The sequence below is a fragment of the Halobacterium yunchengense genome, assembly GCF_037031165.1.
Taxonomy (GTDB): domain Archaea; phylum Halobacteriota; class Halobacteria; order Halobacteriales; family Halobacteriaceae; genus Halobacterium; species Halobacterium yunchengense.
On record NZ_JAYEZL010000006.1, the window covers coordinates 263,430 to 288,778 of the forward strand.

Annotated in this window: 31 protein-coding genes; 12 read left to right on the plus strand and 19 right to left on the minus strand. The window is 71.5% G+C overall.

Annotated elements, in window-relative coordinates; all coding sequences use genetic code 11:
• Nucleotides 1-32: 32 nt before the first annotated feature.
• From U5911_RS15650 to U5911_RS15670, 5 genes are all read right to left on the minus strand, one after another.
• The gene (locus U5911_RS15650; protein ID WP_418771551.1) at nt 33-269 is read right to left on the minus strand and encodes a hypothetical protein; all 237 of its coding nucleotides are present in this window, start codon (nt 267-269) and stop codon (nt 33-35) included.
• 51 nt (nt 270-320) lie between these two features.
• Nucleotides 321-986, minus strand: coding sequence for a YIP1 family protein (locus U5911_RS15655; protein WP_336037991.1), 666 nt, complete (start codon nt 984-986; stop codon nt 321-323).
• A 49-nt stretch (nt 987-1,035) separates the two neighbouring features.
• On the minus strand, nt 1,036-1,623 hold the full coding sequence (locus U5911_RS15660; protein WP_336037992.1) for a thymidine kinase: 588 nt from the start codon (nt 1,621-1,623) through the stop codon (nt 1,036-1,038).
• 67 nt (nt 1,624-1,690) lie between these two features.
• Complete coding sequence (locus tag U5911_RS15665; protein WP_336037993.1) at nt 1,691-2,266, minus strand: NADPH-dependent FMN reductase; 576 nt, start codon at nt 2,264-2,266, stop codon at nt 1,691-1,693.
• Between the two features lie 942 nt (nt 2,267-3,208).
• Complete coding sequence (locus U5911_RS15670; RefSeq protein WP_336037994.1) at nt 3,209-4,009, minus strand: TrmB family transcriptional regulator; 801 nt, start codon at nt 4,007-4,009, stop codon at nt 3,209-3,211.
• Nucleotides 4,010-4,399: 390 nt separating this feature from the next.
• Here U5911_RS15670 and U5911_RS15675 point away from each other — a divergent pair, with 390 nt between their 5' ends.
• The gene (locus U5911_RS15675) at nt 4,400-5,206 is read left to right on the plus strand and encodes a TrmB family transcriptional regulator (RefSeq protein WP_336037995.1); all 807 of its coding nucleotides are present in this window, start codon (nt 4,400-4,402) and stop codon (nt 5,204-5,206) included.
• A 96-nt stretch (nt 5,207-5,302) separates the two neighbouring features.
• On the opposite strand, the gene U5911_RS15680 is transcribed toward U5911_RS15675, so the two are convergent.
• The 3 genes from U5911_RS15680 to U5911_RS15690 form a co-directional block, all read right to left on the minus strand.
• Nucleotides 5,303-5,653 carry a hypothetical protein gene (locus tag U5911_RS15680; RefSeq protein ID WP_336037996.1) on the minus strand — a complete coding sequence of 117 codons (351 nt, stop codon included), beginning with the start codon at nt 5,651-5,653 and terminating at the stop codon, nt 5,303-5,305.
• Between the two features lie 107 nt (nt 5,654-5,760).
• Nucleotides 5,761-6,606, minus strand: coding sequence for a universal stress protein (locus tag U5911_RS15685; RefSeq protein ID WP_336037997.1), 846 nt, complete (start codon nt 6,604-6,606; stop codon nt 5,761-5,763).
• Nucleotides 6,607-6,723: 117 nt separating this feature from the next.
• Nucleotides 6,724-7,665 (minus strand): HhH-GPD family protein, encoded by a 942-nt coding sequence (locus tag U5911_RS15690; RefSeq protein WP_336037998.1) that lies wholly within the window; start codon nt 7,663-7,665, stop codon nt 6,724-6,726.
• A 127-nt stretch (nt 7,666-7,792) separates the two neighbouring features.
• Between U5911_RS15690 and U5911_RS15695 the strand changes: the two genes are divergently transcribed.
• The 3 genes from U5911_RS15695 to U5911_RS15705 all read left to right on the plus strand — a co-directional run bounded on the left by U5911_RS15695 (nt 7,793) and on the right by U5911_RS15705 (nt 9,489).
• Nucleotides 7,793-8,581 carry a DUF6612 family protein gene (locus U5911_RS15695; RefSeq protein ID WP_336037999.1) on the plus strand — a complete coding sequence of 263 codons (789 nt, stop codon included), beginning with the start codon at nt 7,793-7,795 and terminating at the stop codon, nt 8,579-8,581.
• Between the two features lie 62 nt (nt 8,582-8,643).
• Nucleotides 8,644-8,961: a ribbon-helix-helix protein gene (locus tag U5911_RS15700; protein WP_336038000.1), complete on the plus strand. Its 318-nt coding sequence runs from the start codon at nt 8,644-8,646 to the stop codon at nt 8,959-8,961.
• A 123-nt stretch (nt 8,962-9,084) separates the two neighbouring features.
• Nucleotides 9,085-9,489 carry a plastocyanin/azurin family copper-binding protein gene (locus tag U5911_RS15705; protein WP_336038001.1) on the plus strand — a complete coding sequence of 135 codons (405 nt, stop codon included), beginning with the start codon at nt 9,085-9,087 and terminating at the stop codon, nt 9,487-9,489.
• Between the two features lie 48 nt (nt 9,490-9,537).
• Here U5911_RS15705 and U5911_RS15710 read toward each other — a convergent pair whose 3' ends face one another.
• Both U5911_RS15710 and U5911_RS15715 read right to left on the minus strand, forming a co-directional pair.
• Complete coding sequence (locus U5911_RS15710; RefSeq protein ID WP_336038002.1) at nt 9,538-10,914, minus strand: class-III pyridoxal-phosphate-dependent aminotransferase; 1,377 nt, start codon at nt 10,912-10,914, stop codon at nt 9,538-9,540.
• Nucleotides 10,915-11,043: 129 nt separating this feature from the next.
• A complete protein-coding gene (locus U5911_RS15715) occupies nt 11,044-12,348 on the minus strand; it encodes an MgtC/SapB family protein (protein ID WP_336038003.1) in 1,305 nt (434 codons plus the stop codon).
• Nucleotides 12,349-12,423: 75 nt separating this feature from the next.
• On the opposite strand from U5911_RS15715, the gene U5911_RS15720 reads away from it, so the two are divergent.
• The 3 genes from U5911_RS15720 (at nt 12,424) to U5911_RS15730 (ending at nt 14,609) form a co-directional block, all read left to right on the plus strand.
• Entirely contained in the window at nt 12,424-12,711 is a 288-nt protein-coding gene (locus U5911_RS15720) for a DUF211 domain-containing protein (RefSeq protein WP_336038004.1), read from the plus strand.
• Complete coding sequence (locus U5911_RS15725; protein ID WP_336038005.1) at nt 12,711-13,289, plus strand: VIT1/CCC1 transporter family protein; 579 nt, start codon at nt 12,711-12,713, stop codon at nt 13,287-13,289. Before U5911_RS15720 ends, U5911_RS15725 begins: the two co-directional genes overlap by 1 nt.
• A 75-nt stretch (nt 13,290-13,364) precedes the next feature.
• Nucleotides 13,365-14,609 carry an AI-2E family transporter gene (locus tag U5911_RS15730; protein WP_336038006.1) on the plus strand — a complete coding sequence of 415 codons (1,245 nt, stop codon included), beginning with the start codon at nt 13,365-13,367 and terminating at the stop codon, nt 14,607-14,609.
• Between the two features lie 6 nt (nt 14,610-14,615).
• Here U5911_RS15730 and U5911_RS15735 read toward each other — a convergent pair whose 3' ends face one another.
• Nucleotides 14,616-14,870 carry a hypothetical protein gene (locus tag U5911_RS15735; protein WP_336038007.1) on the minus strand — a complete coding sequence of 85 codons (255 nt, stop codon included), beginning with the start codon at nt 14,868-14,870 and terminating at the stop codon, nt 14,616-14,618.
• Between the two features lie 2 nt (nt 14,871-14,872).
• Nucleotides 14,873-15,151, minus strand: coding sequence for a PadR family transcriptional regulator (locus tag U5911_RS15740; RefSeq protein ID WP_336038008.1), 279 nt, complete (start codon nt 15,149-15,151; stop codon nt 14,873-14,875).
• A 167-nt stretch (nt 15,152-15,318) separates the two neighbouring features.
• Here U5911_RS15740 and U5911_RS15745 point away from each other — a divergent pair, with 167 nt between their 5' ends.
• From U5911_RS15745 to U5911_RS15755, 3 genes are all read left to right on the plus strand, one after another.
• On the plus strand, nt 15,319-15,594 hold the full coding sequence (locus U5911_RS15745; RefSeq protein WP_336038009.1) for an amphi-Trp domain-containing protein: 276 nt from the start codon (nt 15,319-15,321) through the stop codon (nt 15,592-15,594).
• A 43-nt stretch (nt 15,595-15,637) separates the two neighbouring features.
• Entirely contained in the window at nt 15,638-15,883 is a 246-nt protein-coding gene (locus U5911_RS15750; RefSeq protein WP_336038010.1) for a hypothetical protein, read from the plus strand.
• Between the two features lie 65 nt (nt 15,884-15,948).
• Entirely contained in the window at nt 15,949-17,541 is a 1,593-nt protein-coding gene (locus tag U5911_RS15755) for an SLC13 family permease (protein ID WP_336038011.1), read from the plus strand.
• A gap of 409 nt (nt 17,542-17,950) precedes the next feature.
• Here the strand turns inward: U5911_RS15755 and U5911_RS15760 are convergent, their stop codons facing one another.
• Nucleotides 17,951-18,097 carry a hypothetical protein gene (locus U5911_RS15760; protein WP_336038012.1) on the minus strand — a complete coding sequence of 49 codons (147 nt, stop codon included), beginning with the start codon at nt 18,095-18,097 and terminating at the stop codon, nt 17,951-17,953.
• Nucleotides 18,098-18,252: 155 nt separating this feature from the next.
• On the opposite strand from U5911_RS15760, the gene U5911_RS15765 reads away from it, so the two are divergent.
• The gene (locus U5911_RS15765; protein WP_336038013.1) at nt 18,253-19,386 is read left to right on the plus strand and encodes a citrate synthase; all 1,134 of its coding nucleotides are present in this window, start codon (nt 18,253-18,255) and stop codon (nt 19,384-19,386) included.
• Between the two features lie 80 nt (nt 19,387-19,466).
• Here U5911_RS15765 and U5911_RS15770 read toward each other — a convergent pair whose 3' ends face one another.
• The 4 genes from U5911_RS15770 to U5911_RS15785 form a co-directional block, all read right to left on the minus strand.
• Nucleotides 19,467-20,378: a DUF1028 domain-containing protein gene (locus U5911_RS15770; protein ID WP_336038014.1), complete on the minus strand. Its 912-nt coding sequence runs from the start codon at nt 20,376-20,378 to the stop codon at nt 19,467-19,469.
• Between the two features lie 31 nt (nt 20,379-20,409).
• The gene (locus tag U5911_RS15775) at nt 20,410-20,805 is read right to left on the minus strand and encodes a DUF7528 family protein (RefSeq protein ID WP_336038015.1); all 396 of its coding nucleotides are present in this window, start codon (nt 20,803-20,805) and stop codon (nt 20,410-20,412) included.
• Nucleotides 20,806-21,009: 204 nt separating this feature from the next.
• Nucleotides 21,010-22,338, minus strand: coding sequence for an alpha/beta hydrolase family protein (locus U5911_RS15780; RefSeq protein WP_336038016.1), 1,329 nt, complete (start codon nt 22,336-22,338; stop codon nt 21,010-21,012).
• Nucleotides 22,339-22,393: 55 nt separating this feature from the next.
• Entirely contained in the window at nt 22,394-23,182 is a 789-nt protein-coding gene (locus tag U5911_RS15785; RefSeq protein ID WP_336038017.1) for a class I SAM-dependent methyltransferase, read from the minus strand.
• A 117-nt stretch (nt 23,183-23,299) separates the two neighbouring features.
• Between U5911_RS15785 and U5911_RS15790 the strand changes: the two genes are divergently transcribed.
• Nucleotides 23,300-24,013 carry a DUF7117 family protein gene (locus tag U5911_RS15790; protein WP_336038018.1) on the plus strand — a complete coding sequence of 238 codons (714 nt, stop codon included), beginning with the start codon at nt 23,300-23,302 and terminating at the stop codon, nt 24,011-24,013.
• A gap of 4 nt (nt 24,014-24,017) precedes the next feature.
• Here U5911_RS15790 and U5911_RS15795 read toward each other — a convergent pair whose 3' ends face one another.
• Both U5911_RS15795 and U5911_RS15800 read right to left on the minus strand, forming a co-directional pair.
• Nucleotides 24,018-24,251 carry a hypothetical protein gene (locus tag U5911_RS15795; RefSeq protein WP_336038019.1) on the minus strand — a complete coding sequence of 78 codons (234 nt, stop codon included), beginning with the start codon at nt 24,249-24,251 and terminating at the stop codon, nt 24,018-24,020.
• Nucleotides 24,252-24,277: 26 nt separating this feature from the next.
• Nucleotides 24,278-25,246: an alpha/beta hydrolase gene (locus U5911_RS15800; protein ID WP_336038020.1), complete on the minus strand. Its 969-nt coding sequence runs from the start codon at nt 25,244-25,246 to the stop codon at nt 24,278-24,280.
• Nucleotides 25,247-25,349 lie beyond the last annotated feature (103 nt).

The following is a 25,349-nucleotide window of genomic DNA, read 5'->3' on the forward strand; positions in this document are numbered from 1 at the left end:
GGCCCGTGCCTCGATTGGGCTGTTCCGGCCGGTCACTCGAACACCGGGCTGTCGTCCTCGAGGCGCTCGACGTCCCGCGTGATGCTGCGGACGTCCTCGGGGAACAGCGCGACCTGGACCTCGTTGCCGTCGTCGTCCTCGAAGACGAGTTTCACGCGCTTGTCGCCGAACTCCCGGGCGACCGCTGTCTCGACGTCGAAGAGCTTCGCTTCCGCCGTCTTGTTCGACGGGCCGACGTTCTTGATGGCGCCGTCTTTCAGTTCCACCATGAACGAGGAGAGGTTGATGTTGAGCACGCTAGCCCGTTCGTGGTCCCGCCACTAAACTCCGGGCGCCGGTCCGGCGGCGAGCGCGAGCGCGGTCCGCGCGGACTGCTCGACCCACGGCATGTACTCGCCGGTCCACGGGAACAGCGCGGCGGTGGCGGCGAACCACCCGAACCCGGAGCCGTACGCGAGCACGCCGGGCGCGGCGGCGGCCAGCACCGCGCGCGGCAGGGAGACATCGTGGACGACGCGCGTGCCGAGGACGAGCAGCGCGAACGCCCACAGCCCGCAGACGAACGTCACTGCGGGCGCGGACACGCCGACGAACGCGCAGGGCGCGCTGGCGTACGCGAGCACCTGGACCGTCTCGCTGACGCCGCCGCGGTCGGGCGCGACCGCGGCGAGTACGAGCGTCTGCACCGCCGAGAGCGCGTGCAGCGCCGCGGGCGCGACCAGCAGCACCGCGAGCGCGACCGTGAGCGCGACCGACACGGCCGTCGGCGCTGGGAACCCGAGCGCGCGCTCCGGGGCGAGCGCGAGCCGCGTGGTCTCCTCGACGAGCACGACCGCCATCGCGAACGCCAGCCCGGGCGCCTGGTCGCCCGGCGAGACCGCCTCCGCGAAGAACGTCCGCGGGTTCACGAGCACCTGCGTGAACGACTTCGCGAGCCCGACCGGGCCGCGCTCGCGGCCGCCCTCCGGCTCGACCCACGTCGTCACGCGCGCCCACCTCGCGTCTGGCCGGTCTGGACGGTCGCGGTCATCGGCGTCACTCCCGCCTGACGACGTGGCAGTTCCGGCACCGCGCCTCGTAGGACTCCTCGGCGCCGACCATGATGGTGGGGTCGTCGTAGTGGGCGGGCTCGCCCTCGATGAGGCGCTGGTTCCTCGTCGCCGGTTCGCCGCACTGCGTGCAGATCGCCTGGAACTTCTCGACGTACTCCGCGACCGCCATCAGCTGGGGGATGGGTTCGAACGGCTCGCCGCGGTACGTCTGGTCGGTGCCGGAGACGACGACGCGGCGGTCGTCGTCCGCGAGCTCCTGGCAGACCGAGACGAGCTCGCGGGGGAAGAAGTTCGCCTCGTCGACGGCGACGACCGCCTCGCCGTTCAGGTAGTTCGGGATCTGCGCGACGCCCTCCGCGGTGGTGTCGACGACGGTCGCCTCCCACGTCCGGCCGGCGTGGGACCCGAGCGTCGACTCGCCGTACCGGTCGTCGACGGCGGGCGTGAACGCCGCGACGTCCTGGCCCGCGATCTCCGCGCGCCGCAGCCGCCGGAGGAGTTCCTCCGTCTTCCCGGAGAACATCGACCCCGTGATGACCTCCACCCACCCGGAGTTCGTGATGGCGTGCATGCGAGGAGTGGGGAACGCCGCGGGGCAAAACGCTTGCTCATCTCCGCCGCCGAGTCCGCCTGCGGGGTCAGTCCGCGCCGGTGTTCTGCTCGCTCTCGAAGGACCCGGGGTCGGGTTCGATGTTCGCGTACTGGACGACGCGGTCGCCGAGCGTGGCCACGCGGTCCTCGATGTCCTCGTCGACGAGTTCGCCGTCCGCGACGCGCGAGGACGCGTTCGGGACGGCGGCCTGGTGGGGGAGCACCCAGGCGTCGAGCGCGCGCAGCACCGACCGGAGGTGCTCGAGGGCGGTGATGGGGAAGCTCCCGCCGGAGACGGCGAGCAGGCCGACGGTCTTGTTCTCGAACTCGTCGAACCCGCAGTAGTCGAGGGCGGTCTTCAGCGGCGACGAGTAGCTGCCGTGGTACATCGGCGTCGCGAGGAGGACGGCGTCCGCGCGGCGGACGCGCCGCGCGAGCGCCCGAGCGTCTTCGGGGTCGTCGCTGTCCGGGTCGAAGACGGGGAGGTCGAGCTCGCGGAGGTCCACGAGGTCGGTGTCCGCGCCGCGGTCGCGGGCGGCGGCGAGCGCGCGACGCAGGGCGATTCGGGAGACGCTGGCGTCCCGGAGGCTCCCGCAGACGCCGACGACGCGAGTGTCGGTCATGGTCGCGGCGACGGCGTGCCGCGTGAAAAAGCCACGCCCCGAGTGACGGCCTGCCGGGAGGAGTCAGCGAGAGAGCGTGTTCGCGTCGTGTCTGGGGACGCCGGGTTCAAAGCGGTGGTCGTCGACTGCTCCGTCGGCCACTCCGTGTCGGCTCCGGGGCCGGGGCACCGAATGAGGGTCCGCCGAGAACTGCGATTCCGGACCGCGTGGTGGGTCTCGACGAGGCGCGGACACTGGCCCGGTGACTCAGTTAATCAAAACCGCACGCGCAGTGAAGTTAGTTGGGTTATATACACTTCCGGCGGCCCGGGTAACACGTGTTCGACCGGGTCAAGAAGCGGATCGATCGACTCCGAGGGGGGTCCGGGGAAGCGCACGCCGCGGCCGCACAACGGAGTGCGGCCAGCGGTGAAACTGCAGCGAAACCGTCCCGACAGGCGCGTACGCGGCTGTTCCGGTGTCCGTCCTGCGAAGCGGTGTACATCGCTCGAACCAAGGACACGTGTGGGACGTGTGACACCGCGGTCGCGCAGGTTCGCTCCACGCTCCACGACCGACGGAACCGCAGCGGTGGCCGGTCTCCCGTCGAAGAGCGCCCGTAACAGGTGGGCGCGAGTCGGACCGCTGCAATCGGCGGACGACACGCGTGCGGACGGGGGCGTGGCGGGGCGAAAGGCGTGGTTGAGCCGAGGGACGAGGGACGTGGTGAGCGTGGGAGAGCAGGAGTGTGGGTGAGAAACGAGGGACGTGGTGAGCGTGGGAGAGCAGGAATATGGGTGAGAAACGAGGGACGTGGTGAGCGCGAGGGAGCAGGAGTGTAGTGGGGTCGAGGGGCGGGGTCGGGGGACAGGGGATGTTCTGGGAGTGACCGTTTCGTCCCGAGTCGTCCGCCTGCTGGGTCCGCGACCGGGACAGAACCCGCTCCGGCAGGCGTCCATCGTCTCACTCGGACGCGTCGGCGTTCTCGAGTCGCCACGTGAAGATCGCCTTGAGCACGACCACGAGACTGTTCTTCTCTCCCGACCCCCAGATCGCCGTCTCCGACCGGGGGTCCGTCGGGGACGCGTCGGCGCCGTTGACGAGCACGCTCACGAGCGTCTGCGTCCCGTCGACCATCATGAGCCGGCCCGCGGGCGTGTCCGACCAGACCCACAGCGATTCGAACAGCTCCGCACCGGGGATCTCCGCCTGGATCTGGTCCTGGACGTCGGCCGAGACGCCACCGAGGCTGATCCTCACGCCGCGCTCCGCAGCGTCGTGTAACGCCTCGACGACGTCGTCGGTGAGCAGGTCCTCGACCGTCATGTAGACGATCTCGTCGTCCGCGTCCTGCACGAACTCGATCACGCGGTCGGTGACCGTCGCCTGGCCGTCGACCGTCCAGACGCCGCGTTGTTCCTCCCTGCGTCGCACGGGCTCGAGTTCGTCCAGTGCCGTCGTCAAAGCGGAGAGGCGGTGCTCCATCTCCTGTTCGAACTTCCGGGTGGTGGTTTCCGCCGAGATCGCCCAGAACTCCTTCGGGGAGGACTGCTGGACGTCGACCAGTCCGCGGTCGTAGAGTTCGTCGATGGCGTCGTAGACCCGGGTGCGCGGGACGTCCGAGACGCCGCTGACGTCTTTCGCCGTGCCCGTGCCCAGGCTCACGAGGGCGACGAACGTTCGCGCGGCGTACGCGCTGAGGCCGAACTGTTCGAGCTGTTCGATCGCCGCCGCGCGTGGAGCGTCAACTGGGTCGGGACTCATAGTCCTGGGTCGTCGGTCTGCTGGAAACCCAGCCACCGAAGGTGACTGGGGGCGGCACGCGTCGGTTGTGGTTGGGACACAGGTTCCGGGCCGCGCGCCGGCTTCGAATACGCCCCCGCACAGCATATTTCTTTTGTGATTAAACGAGTGAAATTCCTTAAGTACGGCAGGAGTTTATAAATCACCTATCAACACTCGCGGCACAGACTTGTGACTCTACGAGTTACACCCGCGATCGTCCGGCGTCGGAGTGGCGGTAACGGCGGCACCACCGGGCGCGTAGCCCAGTGCGACCGGTGAATCGACCGCCCGGCCAGTGACAACGCCTTTCGGGCCGGCGCTCTAACGCTCCGAGAATTCCGGACACACCCGGGTTACGAGTTGGGACACATGAGCACAGACGAGACAGTAGAAGAAGCGGTCGAGGTACTCCAGCAGCTCGGCCTGAAAGAGTACGAGGCGCAGTGCTTCGTCGGGCTGTCACGCCTCTCGACCGGAACGGCGAAACAGCTCAGCGAGATCACCGACGTCCCGCGGACGCGGGTCTACGACGCGGTCCGCGTGCTGGAAGCGCAGGGGCTCGTCGAAGTCCAGCACTCCAGTCCGCAGCGGTTCCGGGCCGTGCCGCTCGCGGAGGCGACCGAGACCCTCCGCGACCAGTACGAGGCCCGCGTCGACCGGCTGGCGAACGCCCTCGAACAGGCCGCCCCGGTGGACCCCGCCGGCGAGGACCCCGTCCAGGAGGTCTGGTCGATGTCCGGGACGGACGCGATCGCGAACCGGTCGAACCAGCTCATCGCGGACGCGACCGAGGAGGTCGTGCTGGTGCTCGGTGACGACGCGCTGCTGACCGAGCAACTGGTCGACAGCCTGAACGAACTCGGACCCGAGGTGGACCTGCTGGTCGGCGCGGTGACCGAGTCCCTCGAAGCGAGCATCCACGACAGCGTCCCGAACGCCACCACGTTCCTCTCCGGGCTGGACTGGCTGCGCAACGGGGAGGGACCCGACGAGAACCTGGCGATCGGACGCCTCCTGCTCGTCGACCGGTCGACCGTCCTCGTCAGTACGATCGTCCCCAGTACACGCGAGGAACAGGCCGTCTTCGGCGGCGGGTTCCGCAACGGCCTCATCGTGATCTCGCGTCGGTTGCTGGCCCAGGGCCTGCTGCCGCAACGCGATCCACGCCCGGAATAGGGGCGACCGTCGAGTCCGGGCGAGCGCGGGTCTCCCCGGCCGCCACGCACTCGCTCGATTCCCCACGGGTCCACGACGTCCAGTCCGAACGAGCGGTCACTGCCGCAGCCGCGGCTGGTGCAGCCAGTCGTCGGCCAACTGCTCGCGGTTCGCGTCGAGGAGTTCGAGCAGCGGTCGGATCTCGTCGAAGCGAGGGCCCGTGGTCACGGCGTCGCCGTCCGCGTCCGCGTCGACGAAGCCGTAGTCGTCGAGTTTCGGGAGGTGGACGTGGTGCATCGACAGCCCGCCGTCCGTCTCCGCGGCGCCGTGGGCCACCTGGCTGACCTCGACCGGGAGGTCGCCGTCCGCCCTCGCGTCGAGGAGTGCGAGGAGCAGGCGTCGCCGGTCGACGTGGCCCAGTGCGTCGAGGTGGGAGTCGAACGACGGTGACGTGCCTTCCCTGGTCATGCGAGACGATACGGCGTCCTCGTCCGTGAAGCCCCGCGCTTTTCACACGGAGCGTCCTTTTGATTATCGGGGTGAAACCGCGGCGCGCGGGTCGGCGACCGCGCCGGTCACTCCCGGTCGCCGCGCGCGTTCACGGCGACGACCGGCACCGGCGAGTGCCGGATGACGCGCTCGGCGGTGCTCCCGAGGAGGAACCGCGTCAGCCCGGATTCGCCCCTGGTCCCCATCACGGTGAGGTCGACGCCGTGGTCGTCGACGTAGTCGAGGATGCCCTCCGCGGCGTGTCCCTCGTGGACGTACGTGGTGGCGTTCACGCCGGCGTCCCGGGCGCGCTCGGCGACGTCCTCGACGACCCGCTGGCCGGCCGCCTCGAGTTCGGCGACCATCTCCCTGGTGAGCTCGTAGGTCGGGCTGGCGTGCGTGCCGCCCGTGTCCACGACGTTGACGACGTGAACGGTGGCGTCGAATGCGTCCGCGATGGCGACGCCGTGGTCGACCGCCGCGTCGGCGGTGGGTGTGCCGTCCGTCGGGACGAGCACGTCCTCGTAGCTCCGGGGTCGGCTCTCCTCGGTCGCGCGCACCGCGAGCACGGGCGCGTCGGCGTGCCGGACGACGGCCTCGGTGACGCTGCCAGCGACGTAGCGATCGACGCCCGTGCGGCCGTGCGTCCCCATCGCGACGAGGTCCGCGCCGTGGTCGTCGGCGTACGCGAGAATCGCGTCCTCGGGAACGCCGTCGAGGATGGCCGTCTCGACGCGCGCGCCGTCGGCGACGAGGGATTCGACGGCGTCGACGGCCTCCCGTGCGGCGTCGCGGCGCTCCTCGCTCCCGTCGTCGACGACGGAGACGACGTGGACCGCGGCGTCGAACGCGTCCGCGAGGAGGGCGGCGTGTTCGGCCGCGCGGGCGGCGTGCTCGCTGCCGTCCGTCGGCACCAGGATGACGTCGTACATGGTCGTGACCCGACTGGACGTTCGCGCCGGAGCGGCTTATAAGCCGCCGGCGCGTCCCGCGAGCGCACACCACCGGCGCCGCCGACCGCACGCGCCGCCGCCCTGTCGGGTCGACGGCTACCTCGCGAGTCGCGCGACGGTCTCCTCGCCGCGGTCCTCGACCTCCACGAGGCCGTCGTCGGCGAGGTCGCCGAGCAGGCCGCGCAGCCACTCGCGGCCGAACTCGCCGTCGGGCGCGTAGTCGACGCGCACGATGGGGCCGAGGTCGTCGAGCGCCAGTTCGCCGTGCTCGCGGAGCGCGCCGACCGCGCGGCCGCGCTTCTGGCGGCGGCTCCCCTCGAAGGCGGGCTGCTCGGGGACGTCCGGCGCCGAGAAGTCCCCCGACGCGTACGCCGCACACCACTCGCGCCACGGGCAGTCCGCGTCGTCGCAGTCCGGGGTCTTCCCGCAGGCGACGCCGCCGAGCTCCATCACGGCGTTGTTCCAGACCTCGGACTCCCCCTCGGGCATGAGCTCGTTCGCCGCCGCTTCGAACGCGTCGTCGTCGTCCGGCACGTCGAACGCGCGGTAGAGCACGCGCTTGACGTTCGTGTCCACGACGGCGTCCCCGTTGTCGAAGGCGAAGGACGCGACCGCGTTCGCCGTGTACGGGCCGACGCCCATCAGCTCGGAGAGCTCCCCGGGCGACTCCGGGAACTCGCCGCCGTACTCCTCCTCGACCTGCCGGGCGGCCTCGTGGAGGTACTTCGCGCGGTTGTTGTACCCGAGGCTGTGCGCCGACCAGAACCCGACGACGTCGGCGCGGTCGGCGGCGGCGAGGGCGGCCGTCGTCGGCCACTCGTCGAGGAACGCGTGGAAGGCGTCCGCCACCCTGGCGAGCTGGGTCTGCTGGCTCATCACCTCGGAGACGAGGATCTCGTAGGGGTCGTCGGTCCGCCGCCACGGGAAGTCGCGGTGGCCGGCCTCGTACCACGCCACGAGCGCGTCCCGGACGGCGTCGACGTCGTCGGGGAGCGTCCACGCGGACCGTTCGTCCCCGTCAACGGCGCCGTCGGTCATGGACGCGGCTTCGCGGCGAGCGCGCTTAGGGGTGGTGATTCGGCGCCCCAAAGCCGACGTGGGCGGCGTTCACAGCGGCCGCGAAGACCCGAGGGCGTTAAGGTCCCGGGGGCGGAATCCCGGGCACATGCGAGTGACAGCCCTCCGAGCGGCCGCGGTCGCGGCGCTCCTCGTCACGGCGGGGTGCGCCGGCCTGCCCGGCGGCGACGCCGGCGACGGCGACCGCTCCGCCGAACAGTTCGCCGAGGACGTACAGGCAGCGATGAGCGACGTGGACACGTACCGGATGACCATGCAGATGAACGTCTCCGCGGACGGCCAGTCCCTCGAGATGCGCCAGACCGGGGCGTTCGACCGCGAGGCCGAACGGGCCCGCGTGAACGCGACGGCGATGGGCGAGGAGACGACGACGTACATCGACGGCACGACGCTGTACGTGCAGTTCGGCGGCGAGTGGCAGTCCCAGAACCTCTCCGAGACCGACGTCTGGAACGGCAGCGACAGCGCCGCGCGCCAGGGCCAGGTCCTGGCGTCCGGGGACGTCACCGTCGAGGGCGGCGCGACGGTCGACGGCACGGAGACGACGGTGCTGCGGGTCGACGCCGACCCCGAGGAGCTGAAGGAAGCGATCCAGCAGCAGTCGACGAGTCCGGGCGTGGGCAGCCTCGGCATCGAGGAGGCGACCTACCGGATGTACGTCGCGAACGAGACCGACCGCGTGCGGCAGGTCGACCTGTCGATGACGATGTCGGCGAACGACCAGACGATGCGGGCGAACGCGACGATGACGTTCTCGGACTACGGCGCTGACGTCGACGTCGCGGTCCCGGACGCCGCGACGGACGAGAGCGCGCGCGTCGCCGCCCCCGATTCTTCGTCCGTCGCCGCCAGCGCTTCGCCCGTCGTGGCGGCGTAGTGGCCCTCGGCGGCGTGCGGCGAACGGAAAGGCGTATGCCGCCGCCACGGCTTCCAGCAGGTATGAGCCTCGACGACCTGCAGACCGACGTGGAACTGGCCTTCGACGACCTCGAGGGCTACGACTTCCTCGACCGCGAGAGCCGCCAGGAGCTAGCGATGCTGGCCGCGGCGCTGGACGCCGACACGGACGAACTGCTGCGGCGCGCGGTCCACCTGCTGTTCCAGTCGACGACGGACACCGGCCGGCTGGACTTCCACCTGCGGTCGACGTACGACGTCACCTACGACGAGTACCTCTCCGGGATGACCTACGACGAGATGGCCGGCGGCACCGGCTTCCAGCAGGGCGGCGACGACGACCGCCGCTACCAGTTCTGAGCGTCCGGTGTTGTCGGTCCGGTTCTGAGCGTCCGGTGTTGTCGGTTCAGTTCAGTTCGCCCGATTCCGGCGGGGCGCGCGGAAGCCGACCGAGTTAAACCGGTGACGCCCTGACCCCCACGTATGCACCACCGAACGCGACGAGCGGTGCTGTCCGGCACGGCGACTGCGGCGACGCTGGCGCTCGCCGGCTGTCTCGGCGGCGGCGACGGCGACGGCGACGAGGCCGACGACGTCCCCGAGGGAACAGAGGTCGTCCGCGTCGGCCCGGACGGCGACTACGTCTTCGAACCGGAGGAGCTCACCGTCGAGACCGGGACGACGGTGCGGTTCGTCTGGGAGTCCAGCACGCACAACGTCGCGGTGACCAGCCAGCCCGACGACGCCGACTGGGAGGGCCACGAGCCCATCGAGGACGAGGGGTTCTCCTTCGAGCACACCTTCGAGGTGGCGGGCCGCTACGAGTACGTCTGCACGCCCCACCGCGCGCAGGGGATGCGGGGAGCCGTCGTCGTCGAGGAAGCCTGAACCGTCCGCGAGAAAGCCCGCGCTGTTCTCTGGCGCTCCGGCCGCCGTTCAGATGACGTCGTCGCTCGACGTGACCGACGGGCCGGCGTGGCGGACCTTCCGGTCGTCGAGTGCGTCGAGGAAGACGTCCATCGCGACGTCGATCTCGCGCTCCGTGACGTCCAGCGGCGGCAGCAGTCGAACCGTCTTGTAGCCGCAGCCGAGCACGAGCAGGCCGCGCTCGAGGCACGCCTTCACGACGGCCTCGCGGCGGTCCCTCGCGTCGAACTCGACGCCGAGCATCAGGCCGCGGCCGCGCACGTCGACGACGAACTCGGGGGCGTCGTCGGCGAGCACTTCCTTCACCTGGCGGCCGCGCTCGGTGACGTTCTCGAGGAGGCCGTCGCTCGTGATGGCGTCGATGGTGGCGACGCCCTGCGCGGCGGCGACGAGGTCGCCGGCGCCCCACGTCGAGGACAGGCGGCCGGTCTCCTCGGGGAAGAGGTCCTCGCTCGCGACGGTGGCGCCGACGCGCAGGCCCTTCGCGGACGTGATGACGTCCGGGTCGAGGCTGGTGTGGTCGACGCCCCAGAGTTCGCCGGTGCGGCCGAGCCCGGACTGGATCTCGTCGGCGACGACGGGGACGTCGTACTCCTGCTGGATGTCGACGACGTCGTCGACGAAGTCCTCGCTGGGAACGCGGTAGCCGCCCTCGCCCTGCTGTGGTTCGAGGATGATGTACGCGACCTCCTCGGGGTCGACGACGCCGCGCTTGGGGTGGAGTTTGTCTGCGATCACGTTCCCGCCGGGGCCGTTCGTCTTCCAGCCGCAGTCGCAGTCGCCCTCGCAGGCGCAGTAGGGGACGGAGACGACGCCGCCGATCTCGGGGTAGCCCTTCCGGTGGACGGTCTTCGAGCGGTTCAGGGAGAGCGCGCCGAGCGTGCGGCCGTGGAATGCGCCGTCGAACGTGAACGCGCGGTGGCCGCCGTTCGCGTAACAGATCTTGATGGCGTTCTCGACCGCTTCGGCGCCCGTGTTCGAGAGGAAGACCGTGTCGAGTCCGTAGTGTTCGGTGATGTCCGTGAGCCGGTGGAGGAGCTGGCTGGACGTGGGGACGTCCGCGTCCTCGGGCGGCCAGCCGCCGCTCGCGTAGAAGTCCTGGCCGGCGATCTTCGAGGGGTCGACGAGGTCGAACTCCTCGAGTCGGTCCATGATCTTGGGGTTGTTGTACCCGAACGGCGCGGCGGCGACGTGGCTCGTGAAGTCCATGAGGACGTTGCCGTCGACGTCCCGGCAGAACGGGCCGGCGGCGTCCTCGGTGATGTCCCAGACGAACTCGTAGACGTACGTGCTCGGCGCGGCGTGCTCGTGGTGGTACTCGACCCACTGCTCGGCCTTCTCGCCGGGCATCGACCGGACGCTCGGCTCGGCGGTCTCCCTGTCCATGGTAGTAGGTGCCGGGTCGGGCGACAAAAGCGGTTCGTTACGGTCCCGGAAAGACTCGCGGCGCGCGACAGGAATGGTGGGACGGGGGTCCGGTCGGGCCGAGACGGGAGTGGTTGGACGGCCGTCCGGTCAGGCCGAGACGACCGCGGTCGCGACGCCGCCGGCGACGAGCAGCGCGAGGCTGTACGCGGCGACCCGCCGCGCGAACTCGCGGTTCGAGCTCGTCGCTGTGAGCGCGACCTTCACGCCGATGGAACTGGCCGTCGCAAGCAGGACGGCGACCGTCGCGGCCGTCGGCGAGATGCCGCCCGTGCGGTAGAGCACGATGGCCGACGTGGTCGCGCCCGCACTCGACACCAGCCCGGAGACGACCGCCGTGGCGTACAGGCCCGCGGACCCCCACTGGGTCTGCGCGAGGCCGCCGGCGACGACGACCACGAGGAACATCGCGCCGAACCCGAGCGCGTTCCGCATCGAGAACGGGCTCTCGAGGTCCATCTCGACGCGCGTCCCCCAGTCGGCCGTGAGCCCGGCGACGACGACGGAGCCGACGACGATGACCGCCAGCGGCAGGGTCGCCGCGACCAGGACGCCCGCGGACAGCGTGAACACGACGACGATGAGGAGGTTCCGGAGCGCCATCGCGGCGTTCGCCAGCAGCACGCCCGCGACCGCGTACGACGCGGCCTCCGCGCGCTGGCCGACGTGGTCGAGCATCGTCCCGACGACCGCGGTCGAGGACGCCAGCCCGCCGAAGAAGCCCGTGACGGCGACGCCGCGGCCGCCGTACGTCTTCACGATGACGTAGTTCAGGATGCCGATGCCCGCGACGAACACCACCATCAGCCACACCACGCGGGGCTCGATCTCGACGGCGTACTCGCCGGTGCCGAGCGCGACGTTCCCCGGCGGGAGCAGCGGGTAGACGACGAACGCGAGGATGGCGAACTCGAAGGTCGACCGGAGCTCCTCGCGTGACAGCCCCCACGCGAACCCGTGGAGCTCGCGCTTGAACACGAGCAGGAGGCTGCTGGTCACCGCGACGACGGTCGCCGGCAGCACCGCGCCCTCCGCGACGAGCACGCCGACGCCGTACGCGACGAGCATGCTCACCGCGGTCGTGAGGTGGAGGCCCTCGTCCTCGTCGCGCATCCCCGAGACCATCAGCACGCCGGCGACGACGACGACGAACGCGGCGCCGACGCCCGCGAGGTACGGCGGACAGCCGCCGCCCGCCGCGGCGCAGCGCTCCGTGTCCACGATGGTGAACATCGTGCCGAGGACGCTGACGAGCGCGAACGTCCGGATGCCGGCGGCCTTCTGCGACCACTCTCGCTCCAGGCCGAGGAACAGCCCGAGCGCCACCGACAGCGCGAGCTGGACGACGCGGCTGTCCACGGGGGCGTCCACGAGGGAGTCCGCTGGTGGGACCACTCCAGCGGGTTCACCGGCGGCGGTAAAAAAAGGACCGGGCGCACCGTTATGTGGCCGGTGCCCGTTCGTCGAGGTATGCCGAACGTCAGGCGACTCGTCGTCGACCTCATGAAGCCCTACGAGCCCGACGTCGTCGAGTTCGCGCGGGAACTGGCCACGCTGGACGGCGTCGCCGGCGTGAACGCCGCCGTCGTCGAGAACGACCAGGAGGTCCAGACCGTGAAGGTCACCGCGGAGGGCGACGACGTCGACCCGGACGCCCTCGCCGACGTCGTCGGCGACCTCGGCGGGTCCGTGCACTCCGTCGACGAGGTGGTCTGCGGGGACCGGCTGGTCGAGGAGCGACGCACGCCACAGGACTGATGCCCGGCCGGCTCCAGCGGTTCGCGCGCGTCCTCGCCGACCCGCAGACGCGGTCTATCGCCCGCCGGTACTTCGTCTCGAACGGCTTCGACGGCACGCTGACGAGCATCGGGGTCGTGGTCGGCGCGTACCTCTCCGGGGTGACCGACCCGGCGACGGTCGTGAAGATCGGCGTCGGCGCGGCGGTCGGGCTCGCGACGTCCGCGGTCTGGTCGGTCTGGGAGATCGAGCGCGCGGAGACCCGGATGGACGTGTTGCGCCTGGAGCGCGCGATGCTCACCGACCTCGACGACACGCGCATCGAGCGGGCGAAGCGCGGCGAGCGCGTCGCCCACGCGGCGCTCAGCGGCCTCGGTCCGGTCGTCGGCGTGCTCCTCCCGCTGGCGCCGTTCGCGCTGGCGGCCGGCGTCCTCTCGAACCTGGAGGCGACCGTCGCCGGCGTGCTGCTCGGCTCCGGGCTGCTGTTCGGGTTCGGCGCGTACCTCGGGCGGCTCTCCGAGCAGTCGTGGGTCGTCGCGGGCGCCCGGATGGGGCTGGCCGGGCTGGTCGTCGCGGTCGTCAACGTCGCCGTCGGGTGACGCGTCGCTCGCGCGGTCGCCGGCCGGGACGCACCGCCACGTGGTTTTTTGGTGAGCGACGCGACGGAAGACGTAATGTCGCCCTTCGAGTCGATCGAACGGTCGCGGGCAGCGTGGTGGGTCCTCGCCGCGGCGCTGGCGGGCGCCGTCGCGTTCACCGTCTACACGTACGTCGGGACGTTCGTGCTCGGCGTGTTCCTCTACTACGCGACGCGGCCCGTCTACCGTCGGCTGCGGCGGTGGGTGCGGCCGCCGACGGTCGCGGCGCTCGTCGCGTTGCTGACGCTGGCGGTCCCCGCGCTGCTACTGGTCGGGTACACGACGGCCGTCGGCCTCCAGGAGCTGGACGCGGCGCTGGCGGCCCAGGACGTCGACCTCGGGCAGCTCGGCTCGCTGCTGGAGCCGTACATCGACGTCTCCTCGGCCGTCCAGGACCCCGAGTCGCTGCTGAACGAACCGTCGTTCCAGGCCGCCGTCCAGGACTCGCTGTCGAGCGCCATCGGCTACGCGGGCTTCCTCGGCAACCTCCTCGTCCACCTGGTCGCGGTGGTCATCATCGCGTTCTACCTGCTGCGGGACGACCACCGGCTGGCGGCGTGGTTCCGCCGGCGGTTCGCGGACGGGAACGGCGTCACGGTCTCGTACGCGCGGGCCGTCGACCGCGACTTCTCCAGCATCTTCTTCGGGAACATCCTGTTCGCGTTCGCTACCGCCGTCATCGCCGCCGTCTCGTACGGCACGCTGGACGCGTTCGCGCCCGCCGCGGTCGCCATCCCGTACCCCGTCCTGCTCGGGCTGCTGACCGGCGCGGCGAGCCTGATTCCGGTCGTCGGCATCAAGCTCGTGTGGATGCCGCTGGCGGCGTGGCTCGCGTACGGCGCCGTCCAGGCCGGCGACGGCTACGCGTTCGTCGTGCTGTTCGTGGCGGTGGCCGCCGTGGTCGTGGACTTCATCCCGGACTTCCTGCTGCGGCCGTACGTCTCCGGCCGCGACCTCCACCTCGGGCTCGTGATCCTCGCGTACGTGTTCGGGCCACTGCTGTGGGGCTGGTACGGGCTGTTCCTCGGGCCGCTCGTGCTCGTGCTGGTCGTGCACTTCGCGCGGCTCGTGCTGCCGGAGCTGCTGGCGGGCGAACGCATCGCGCCGGACGCTCTGGGCACCGACGTCTGGACGAACGGCCGTCACCGGACGGTCCAGACGTCCGTGGCGTCGTTCGCCGACGGCGAGGCCGGTGGCGGCGTGGATGGCGACGAAGACAGTGACGCGGAGGGCGAGGACCGTGACGGCGTGGCGGGCGACGAGGACAGCAGGGCCGAGTAGCGGTGGTCAGCGGCGGCGCCGTTCGAGCGGCGCGCCGTCCCGCGGACAGTACGCGAACTCGGGGTTCCGCGTCCGGAAGTCGCACTCGGGGCACGCGTAGACGTCCGGTTCGGTTTCGTCGCCGCGCCGCCGGAACAGCAGCGGGACGAAGGGGACGGCGAGGAAGAACAGCGCGACGCCGGTGACTCTCCAGACGACGTAACTGACGAGGAGGCTCGCGACGACCCCCACGGCGGCGGTGGCGACGCGCGAGGAGACCACGCTCAGTCGAGGTCGACGTACTGTTTTTCCCACTCGCGGCGGGCGGCGATCTCGCGGCGGCCGCGTCGGGTCAGCGTGTAGTAGTTGGTGCGCTGGTCGAGCTGGCCCTTGTCGACGAGGCCCTTGTCGACGAGCGTGTCGAGGTTGGGGTAGAGCCGGCCGTGGTGGATCTCGGACTCGTAGTACTGTTCGAGTTCCTCCTTGATGGCGAGGCCGTGCGGTTCGTCCAGTCCGGCGACGACGTAGAGGAGGTCGCGCTGAAAGCCTGTCAGGTCGTACATATGTACTGCACTCGGTACAAGTTCCGTCTCCGAAAGCATAAGTATGGGGGATTGGGGTGTCTGGCTGCCGATTTTAGGCGCTCCTTTATCGATGTGACATGTCCGGTCGGCAACTCCGGGCCCGACTGGACAACGCGCTTATACTGGTGGCGCGCGAACTCCGAGGTATGCCAGAGGAAGTCCTCTTCGAGACCGAACTCCGCCGCTCGCGGGCCGAGGTCGCCGACTACCTGCGCGCCGTCGCAGACAAACTCGACGCGGACGAGCCGGTGACCCTGACCAGCGGGGACGAGTCCGTCACGATGGACCCGCCGGCGTCCGTCGACTTCGAGGTGAAGGCCGAGCGCGAGACGTCCGCGGGCGGCGGCAACGAGGAGCTCAGCATCGAACTCGAACTGGAGTGGAGCGACGCCGACCGGCCGGACGAACTCGACGTCTCGTAGCGGTCCGCGAACTTTTATCAGGGCCGGCGGGAATCACCGCACGATGACGAGCGTCGACGCCCACGACCCGGCCGACGTCTCGCCGCGGGCGTGGCGCCTGCTCCGGGTCGCGGCCGGCTACGGGCAGCGGGACGTCGAGCGCGAACTCGCCGACATCCGCCAGGCCCACGTCTCGATGCTGGAGGGCGGGAGCCGCGGGCTCTCGCGCGGGCGCCGCCGCGAGCTGTTCGCGCTGTACGCCGCCGAGCTCAGCGACGACCAGGTGCGCGTCATCGTCGAACACTTCTAGCCCCGGACACGTCTGGGCGCGTTCCGTTAATCATTAAAGATAGGGCGCGAGACCACCGCGTATCAATGATACAGCTCAACATGCGGTCGCCGCGCGGGCGCCTCGGCGTCTTCGCCGTCGCAATCGCCGTCACTGCCGCCATCGCGCTCGCGCCGACGCCCGCCGGACTGTCCCTCGAAGGCCAGTACGCCATCGCCACCATGGCGTTCGCCGCCATCCTCTGGGTGACCGGCGCGCTCCCGCTCGCGGTCACCGCGCTCTCGATCCCCGTGCTCCTCACGGGTCTCGGCGTGTTCGGCAGCCTCGACGACGCGCTCGCGCCGTTCGCCGACCACCTCATCTTCCTGTTCGTCGCGGGGTTCATGCTCGCGAACGCGCTCCAGAAGTACGACATCGACCGCCGCATCGCGCTGTGGATCATGGCGCGCCTCGGGTCCTCGCCGCGGAAGCTCATCCTCGCCGTGATGCTGGCGACCGCGTTCCTCTCGATGTGGGTCTCGAACACCGCCACGAGCGCGATGATGACTCCCATCGCGGTCGGCGTGCTCGCGCAGGTCGTCGGCCGCGAGGACCTCGCCGAGGCCGGCGACGGCGACCCGACGACGAACATCCAGATCGCCACCCTGCTCGGCACCGCGTACGGCGCCAGCGTCGGCGGCGTCGGAACGCTCATCGGCACGCCCCCGAACGCGGTCGTCGCGGGCGTCCTCAACGACCAGCTCGGCTACGAGATCGGGTTCGCCGACTGGCTGCTCATCGGCCTCCCCATCGTCGCCGTCACGCTCCCCATCGTCTGGTACGTGCTCACCTTCCGCCTGTTCCCCCCGGAGGTCGACGACGTCAGCGACGCGCGCGAGGAGGCCCGCGAGTACCTCCGGCAGGAGGGCGACCTCGGCGCTCGCGGTCGCCGCGTCGCGTACATCTTCGCCACGACCGCGGGGCTGTGGGTGCTCGGCGGCCTCGGCGGCCCCGTCTGGTGGCTGTTCGAGACGGTCGGCCTCGGCGCCGACACCGCGAACGTCCTCCACACCACGCTGTTCGGCGGCGACGGCCGGACGCTGTTCGGCGCCCACGGCGGCTACCAGGGCCTCCTCTACTACGTCATGGTCGGCCTGTACGCCGTCCCGGCCCTCGTGCTCGCCGACACCGCGGAGTGGGAGGACCTCGTGGACATCGACTGGGGGACGATCCTCCTGTTCGGCGGCGGCCTCTCGCTGGCGTCCGCGTTCGCCTCCAGCGGCGCGACGCGGTGGGTCGCGGAGACCGTCTTCGACGGGCTCACCGGGATGCCCATCGTGGTCGTCGTCGCGGCCGTCGTCCTGCTCGTCATCTTCCTCACGGAGATGACCTCGAACACCGCCACCGCCACCATCATCGTGCCCGTGCTCGTCTCTATCGGGAGCGTGCTCGCGGCGACGCTCGGCCTCGCCGAGGAGTCCGCCGCCGTCTTCCTCTCCGTGAGCGGCGCCATCGCCGCCAGCTTCGCGTTCGCGCTCCCCGTCGCGACGCCGCCGAACGCCATCGTGTTCGGCTCGGGCTACCTCGAACAGCGCGACATGATGCGCGCCGGCGTCGTCCTCAACCTCCTGATGACCGCGGTGCTCACCGGCTTCATCTGGCTGCTGTTCCAGTTCGTCTGGCCGACGTTCCTCTGGTAAGCACCGACTAGAGGCGACGCCCGGCGGCGTCGCTGGCCGGCCGTTCGGTGATATTGCTCGGCCGGCCGTTCGCGCCGTCGCCCGCGTCGCTCGGTCTCGAACGCGAGTGACGACTGTCGTCCGGGGAACACCCTGTCGTCGGGACAGCGGCTGCTGTCGCGCGCACTCCGGGTTCTGTTCCGCGTACCCAGTATCTGCGGACGTCGGGGTCTGACGGCGTCGTCTCGGGCCCGGACGCAGCGGTCGCTGGTCGGCTTAGTGCAACGGAAAAGGATGCGAGGCCGGAAAATCCGGCCCCGCAGCCGCCCTGAATTGGTCCCCGCTGACGCTTCGGCCCTCCAAAGCGAAGCGTCACCTGATGCAAAACGCGGCACGATAATAAATCTATCCCCCTCCGAAACGCCTGCCGCTACATGTGTTCCTCTTCGAGCACCCAGCCGAGGGCGCGCCGGTAGTACGTGAACATCTGGCGGACGCCCTCGTGGTTCATCTCCTCGGACTCCAGCTGTTCGACGAGGAACTCGTACTGCTCGCGGACCTCCTCCTCGCTGCGCATGCCCCGCCGTAGTGCCGCCAGCCGTATCAATCACCGCCACCGGCCGCACTTGCCGCCGCCGGCCGCGGGCGCCGCCGACCCACCCGTGCGGCGACGTTCCGGAAGCCGTCGCGGAGACGCGTACTTTCAAGCACCGCCCGTCGGAACCTCCGGGCATGTCCGAGGAACTCCAGCGCGGCCTCGAGGGCGTCACCGTCGCCGAGACGCGGCTCTCCCGGGTCGACGGCGACGCCGGCGAACTCACCATCGCGGGCTTCCCGCTCGCGGAGCTCGCGCCGAACGCGACCTACGAGGAGACGCTGTTCCTGCTCTACGAGGACCGCCTCCCCGACGGGGACGAGCTCGCGTCGTTCCGCGCGGCCCTCGCCGACGAGCGGGCGGCCGCGCCGGAGGCCATCGAGGCGGTCGTCGCGGCCGCCGAACGCGGGCTCCCGCCGATGGACGCCGTCCGGATGGGCGTCGCCGCGGCGTCGCTGGCGCGCGACGGCGACGAGGACCCCCGGACGGACGCCCGCCTCGCGGTCGCACAGCTCCCGACGGTCGCCGCCGCGTACTGGCGCGCCCGCGAGGGCGAGGACCCCGTCGAGCCGCGCCAGGACCTCCGGCACGCCGCCAACTACCTCTACATGCTCGACGGCGAGGAGCCCAGCGCCGAGCGCGTGCGCGGCCTGGAGACCTACCTGAACGCGGTCGTCGACCACGGCCTGAACGCGTCGACGTTCACCGCGCGCACCATCGTCTCCACGGAGTCCGACGTGATCTCCGGGGTCACCGGCGCGGTCGGCGCGCTCAAGGGGCCGCTGCACGGCGGCGCGCCCGGGCCCGTCCTCGACATGCTCCGCGAGGCCGCCGACCGCGACGACCCCGCCGAGCTCGTCCGCGAGAAGCTCGACGCCGGCGAACGCATCATGGGGTTCGGCCACCGCGTCTACGACGTCCGCGACCCGCGCGCCGCCGTCCTGCAGGACGCCGCGGAGTCGTTCTACCGGGGGCGCGACGGGACGGCGTTCTTCGACGCCGCCAGCGAGTTCGAGGACGTGGCCGTCGACGTGCTCGCCGACCACAAGCCCGACCTCACCCTGGAGACGAACGTCGAGTTCTACACCGCGGTCCTCCTGCACGGCGTCGGCGTCCCGAAGGAGCTGTTCACGCCGACGTTCGCCGTCGCGCGCGCCGGCGGCTGGACCGCCCACTGCCTCGAACAGCTCGAGGACAACCGCCTCATCCGGCCGCGGGGCCGGTACGTCGGCGACGAGGGGCGGACGTGGACGCCGGTCGAGGAGCGGTAACGTCGGCCGCCCACCGCGAGCGGACCGACGACCGACCGCGGGGACGCGGCGCCGGTGACGCCGGACCGCCGCTCTCGTCGCTACTTCCGGTCGAGGCGGCTGAGGCCGTGCCAGACGGCGTTCACCAGCCGGTCCTCGCCGTCGCCGTCTGCGTCGTCCCAGCCGCGGGCGAGCGCGTCCTCGAGGGCGTCGAGGTCGTGGTTCTCGAAGTTGTTCACGCCGCGGAAGCCCTCGAGGGCGTCCCGGGCGTCCTCTCCGAACTCGCCGCTCGGCGTGCCCTCGTAGAACCCGAGGTCGGCCAGCGTCGCCTGGACGGCCTCGGCGGTGTCGCCCTCGAGGTCGGCGTACTCCTCTGGGTCCTCGCGCTCGAGGAGGGTGACGTCGTAGACGCGGAACACGCGCTCGAGTTCGTCGATGGGCGCGTCGTGGTCGTCGACGCGCACGTCGATCCAGCGGTCGTTCCCGCCGTCGTAGCCGCCCTCGGGTTTGGCGACGTACAGCGCCGCGGACTGCTCGCCGCGCTGGTCGCCGCCGGCCTCGTTGCCGGCGTGCAGCGCCGCGATCAGCTTCTCCGGGAGGCCGCCGTCGGTCGACTCGAAGGCCTCGGCCATCGCGTCGACGGTCTCGCGGTTCTCCAGGATGTTCCCCTGGACCGTGTAGTGGTCGCCCTGGCGGTCGCTGGCGTGGTCGAAGCACTCCTCGCCAGTGAACGCCGCGACGGAGCCGTCCTGTCCGACGATCCCGACCTGTCGCCGCGGCGCGTCGTCGTCCTCGCCGGTGAGCGCCTCGACGACCTCCCCCGCGCTGTGCCCCTCGCGCAGGAGGTCGAGGCCGTCCGGTCCGTACGCGACGTTCGCGAAGCTCTGCGTGGCGACCGCGCCGGCGTCCGCGCTCGCGAACGGCACCACGGCGCCGACGCCGACGAACTTCGACTGCACGGCGACGCCGACGGCGTCCGTCTCCGGGTCGCGCGCGACGATGGAGAACGTCATACGCGAGGCGTGACCCGCCGCGAGCAAAAGCCTACGGCTCGGTCACCTCCGTTGCCGGCACCTTCTCGGCGGTGAGCGGCTGTCTGGCCGCGAGCCCGCAGGCGAACCCGGGGTGTTCGACGAGGTGCCACAGCACCATGTGGCGGCGGCCCGCCGTCAGCCCGCTCGCCGACAGGTCCTCGGCGGTGAACGTCTCGGGCAGCCGGTCGAAGAGCCGCCGCAGGCACTCGAAGTCCGCGAACACCTTGCGGTTGCCCGCGGAGTCCGCGCCCCGGCGCTCGACCACGTAGCTGCCGTCCGCGCGGTGGACGCCCGCGGTGTTCACGAACGCCTCGCGGGCGGTCAGCGCGTCCTCCAGCGAGTCCCGGAGCCGGGCGGCGTCCTCGCGGGACAGGAGCAGTTCTTCGCCGTCGACGGCGACGGCCACCGCGTCGCCGCGGCGTTCCGCGCTGGGGTTACGCGAGCCGCAGAATTTCTCGACCAGCCGCGTCGCTGCGGCTTCCCCTATCCTCGGCGGCCGGAGTCGGTGAGTGACTCGGCATCGTGGACGCAAGTACCGGCGATACCGCAATAAGTCCAGTGGTGGGACAGACGCCGACTGTCCGACCCGCGTGTCGCCCTCGGACTGCCCCTAGGCGTCCGCGACCTCGCGGATCCAGTCGGCGACATCGGCGACGACGTACCCCTCGGCGTTGTCCGCGAAGTAGAGGTGCGCCATCGTCGTGGGCTCGTGGCCCTCCTGGAAGTAGTGGCCGACGTCCTCGTAGCACTCGACCCGTCCGCGGTCGCCGAGGTCGGCGTCGCGCCACTCCGCGAGCGTCTCCTCGTGGAACTCCACGATGTCGGCCTGCGCCTCGGGGTCGGCGCGGCCGGCCTTCGCGACGAACGCGGGCGCGTCGACTGACTCGAGGCGCGCGACCGGGTCGCAGTCGCGGAGGCTGTCGTGCCACCGGCCGGGTTTCCCGAGGACCTCCTCGCCGGGGTCGTAGTCGCCGGCGGCGACGCGCTCGAACGGCTCGCGCATCGCCTCGAACTGTTCCTCCTGGTCCTCGTCGAGGTCGCCGTCGGGTTCGATGCTGTACCGCAGGAACTCGAAGTCGTCGTCGGGGTCCGGCGTCGGGTCCGGTGAGCCGTCGAGGTTCACGACGCCGGCGACGTCCCCGTGGTAGTCCGCGACCCGGGGCGCCGCCCAGCCGCCCTGGCTGTGGCCGGCGACGAACAGGCTGTCCGCGTCCACCCGGGAGGCCGCCGCGAGCTCGTCGACGGCGGCGACGGCGTCCTCGACGACCACCTCGTCGAAGGTGAAGTTCTCGGGGTCGGGCTCGTGGTCGTTCAGGCGCTTCTCGTAGCGCAGGACGGCGACGCCCTCGCTGGCGAGCCCCCACGCGACGTCCTTGAGGATCTTCGAGTTTCCGGCCGTGCCGTCCGGGTCGTGGAGGCCGGCGCCGTGGACGAGCACGGCCCCCGGGAACGGGCCGTCGCCCTCGGGCACCGCGAGCACGCCGTCGAGTTCGACGTCGCCGGCGTCGACGGTCACGTCGCGCTCGGCGAACGCGTCCGGGTCGGCGTACGCCGGGGGTTCGTACTCGCTCGGCAGCGCGAAGTCGACGACGGCGCCGTCAGCGACCGCGAGCTCGAGGTCGTGGCTGCCGTCCGCGAACCGGAGTTCGACAGTCACGTCGCTGTCGTCCGCAGTGACCTCCCCGACGCCTTCGACGGGGCCGTACTGGCCGTAGAGGCCGTACCGGAACTCCGTCAGGGCGTCCTCGGCGTCCATCTCGCCGCGCCGGAAGCCCTCGGGGAAGGCGTCGACCACCGCGTCGCGGCCGTCCGCGGCGAGCAGCTCGGCGGCGTCCGAGAACGCCTCCTCGAGGAACCGCTCGGCGAACTCGCGTGCCGTACTCGTCGACGCGTCAGCTTCGGCGTCGACGTCAGCGTCTGCTCCGGGGTCGGGGACCATCGTAGCTGGAGATTTTCGAACGCCCTACATATAGCTTCGTGGTCGTGCAGGCCGGCTACTTGCGGCCGGCGACGACTTCGACGGTCGCCGTCTGCGAGAGCGGCGCGTCGAAGTCGGCGAGTCGGTCGCGGACGTCGTCGGCGAACGCCGCCTGTTCGTCGCCGAAGTCGTCGGGCGCGCAGTACGACAGCGAGAACACGTAGCCGACTGCGTCCTCGACCGTCCACTCCCGTTCGAGGTCGAAAGTCCGCGTCTCCACGTCCCGGAAGCCGTGGTCGGCGACCAGTTCGTCCCAGGGGTCGTCGTAGTCCACCGGGCCGGTGCGCTCGGGGACGTCCTCGAGGTGTTCGGTCACTGCGTCGTAGACGGCGTCCTGCCAGGGCTCCGTGCCCCGGACGAGCCACTCCCCGTCCGTGACGATGGCGACGCCGCCCGCGTCGTCGGTGAGCGCGTGCACGTGGTCGAGCGTGCGGCCCTGGTCCATCCAGTGGAACGCGCGGCCCATCGTCGCGAGTCGGACCGTCCCGACGTCGGCCGCGAGGCCGGCGAGGTCCGCGTCCGACCCCGCGAGCCAGCGGACGTTCTCCCGGCCGGCGGCGCCGGCCCGCTCCCGCGCGTGGTCGAGCATCGCCGGGTTCGGGTCGACGCCGACGACTTCGCTGGCGTGGGCGGCCAGCGGGACCGCCAGTTGCCCGGGGCCGCAGCCGAGGTCCAGGGCGCGCTCGCCGGCGAGGTCGAACCGGTCGACGAGGTACCGGACGACGGCGTCGCCGTAGCCCGGTCGGTGGGCGGCGTAGTACGACTCGGTGCTCTCGAACCGCACTGCGGGGGGCTCGGGCGGCATCGTGGGTCCGGAGGGACGCGGGCGCGCTCAATCAGTGCTTCGGTGGGCGCGGCGAGCCGCGGTCCGGTGGCGCGGCGAGTCCGGGGAGTTTTGCCCGCCCGCGCACAACCCACGCGCATGGACGTTCGCGGCGAGCGCGAGTGCAAGGCCTGCGGGACGCGGTGGTCGTACTTCGAGACGGGGAGCGTCGAGTGCCCCGAGTGCGGCAGCCTGCGCAGCGTCGGCGTCGGCGAGCGCAGCAAGCACACGGACGGCGACGCGACGCTGGACCTCTCGGCGGCACAGCGGGCGGCCGCGGACGGCGACCTCCGGGGCGCGCTCGACCCGGCGGTCGACGCCTGCCGGGAGTACTGCCAGTCCCGGGGGTTCGTCGCGGCGGGCGACCTCCTCGACATCGACGACACGTACCTCGCCGCACAGGAACTCAAGCGCGCCGCGGTCCTGCTGGGGGACGCGCTGCGCGTGGACGAGGCGGAAGAACGGTACGTGCTCGCGCTGCTGCGCGGCGCGCCGGACGGCGACCGGCCCGCGCCCGGCGACGTCCCGGCGTCGCTGCGGGCAGTCCGCGGCCTCGCGTACGCCGCCGCCGTGGACGCCTACCGGTCGGACGTCCGCGCGTACTGCGACGGCGACGTCCCCTCGCCGGAGGGCGGCCTGCTGGAACGCCTCCGCGAGCACGGCAAGCGCGTCCGCGCACTCGACGGCGAGGTCGACCCGGCGAACGCCGAACGCCTCGTCGAGGCGGCGCGGGCGGTCGGCGACGCGCTCCGCGGCGACGACTCGGGAGTCGAGCGCGCGCGGACGCACCTCGACGCGCTCGACCGCGTCTGAGACGCTACGACCGCAGGGCGTAGAACGCGGCGCCGACGACGCCGACGGTCACCGCGGAGACGGCGACCTGGACGAAGCCGCCGCCGGCGCCCGCCGTCGCGCCGGCGGCCGCCGTGCCGGTGCCGACGCCCGCGGCCGCCGCGGGCGCGAACAGACAGCAGAGGCTGAGTGCGCCGCCGAACCCGAGCAGCGACCAGTTCGGTCCGTCGTCGCAGTCGGTGTCGGCGTCGGTGGCCATGCGTCACGGTGCGTCGCGGACGCCGTTCAACGTTGGGGTTCCGGCGGTCGGCCGTGGAGGGCCTCGCGGAGGTCCGCGGCGAACTGGGCGAGGACCTCGCGGCCGCTCCGGGTGTCGACGGGGTCGGCGACCATGCTCGCGACGCCGTGGATCAGGTCCTCGTAGTGGCGGTGCGTGACGGGGACGCCGGCGGCTTCGAGGGCGTCGACGTACGCCAGCCCCTCGTCGCGCAGCGGGTCGAACCCGCAGGTGACGACGGTCGCCGGCGGCAGGTCGGCGTGGCTGGCGGCCGCGACCGGGCTCAGGTAGGGGTTCGCCCGGTGGACCCACGAGTCGACGTAGTGGTCGTCGAACCACGCCATCCCCGCCGCCTCGAGGAAGTAGCCGGTGGCGTTCTCCTCGTGGGAGGGGTAGCCGTCCTCGCGGTAGTCCAGCACGGGGTACGCCAGCGCCTGGTGGGCGACGTCGGGGCCGTCGCGGTCCCGCGCCGCCAGCGACACCGCCGCGGCGAGGTTGCCGCCCGCGGAGTCGCCGGCGACGGCCACGCGGTCCGGGTCGCCGCCGACCGCGCCGGCGTTCGCCGCCACCCACTCTGTCGCGGCGTACGCGTCCTCGACGGCCGCCGGGAACGGGTGTTCTGGGGCGAGCCGGTACGCGACGCTGACGACGACGCACTCGGCGTCGGTGGCGAGCGTCCGACAGATGGGGTCGCGGCTGTCCAGCGTCCCGAGCACGAAGCCGCCGCCGTGGAAGTAGACGACGACGGGGTGTGGGCCGTCGGCGTCCGGCCGGTAGACGCGCACCGGAATCTCCAGGCCCGGGCCGGGCACCGTGCGGTCCGCCGCGTCGGCGCTCGCGTCCGCGCCGTCGTCGTCGAAGAAGCCGCGCCGGAGGTCCCTGGCCTCGGGCGCGGTGAGTTCGTGGTAGTCGGGGGCGTCCATCGCCTCGATGGCGTCCAGGACCGCCTGGACGTCTGCGGCCGGTTCGTCTGGCATGCGTTCACGCGCGGCGCGCGAGGAGAAGAAACTGGGGGTGGCGGAACCGGTGGCGGCGACGGCAGCGCGTCGCCGACCGCTCGTCCGTGGTCGGCCGCGTCAC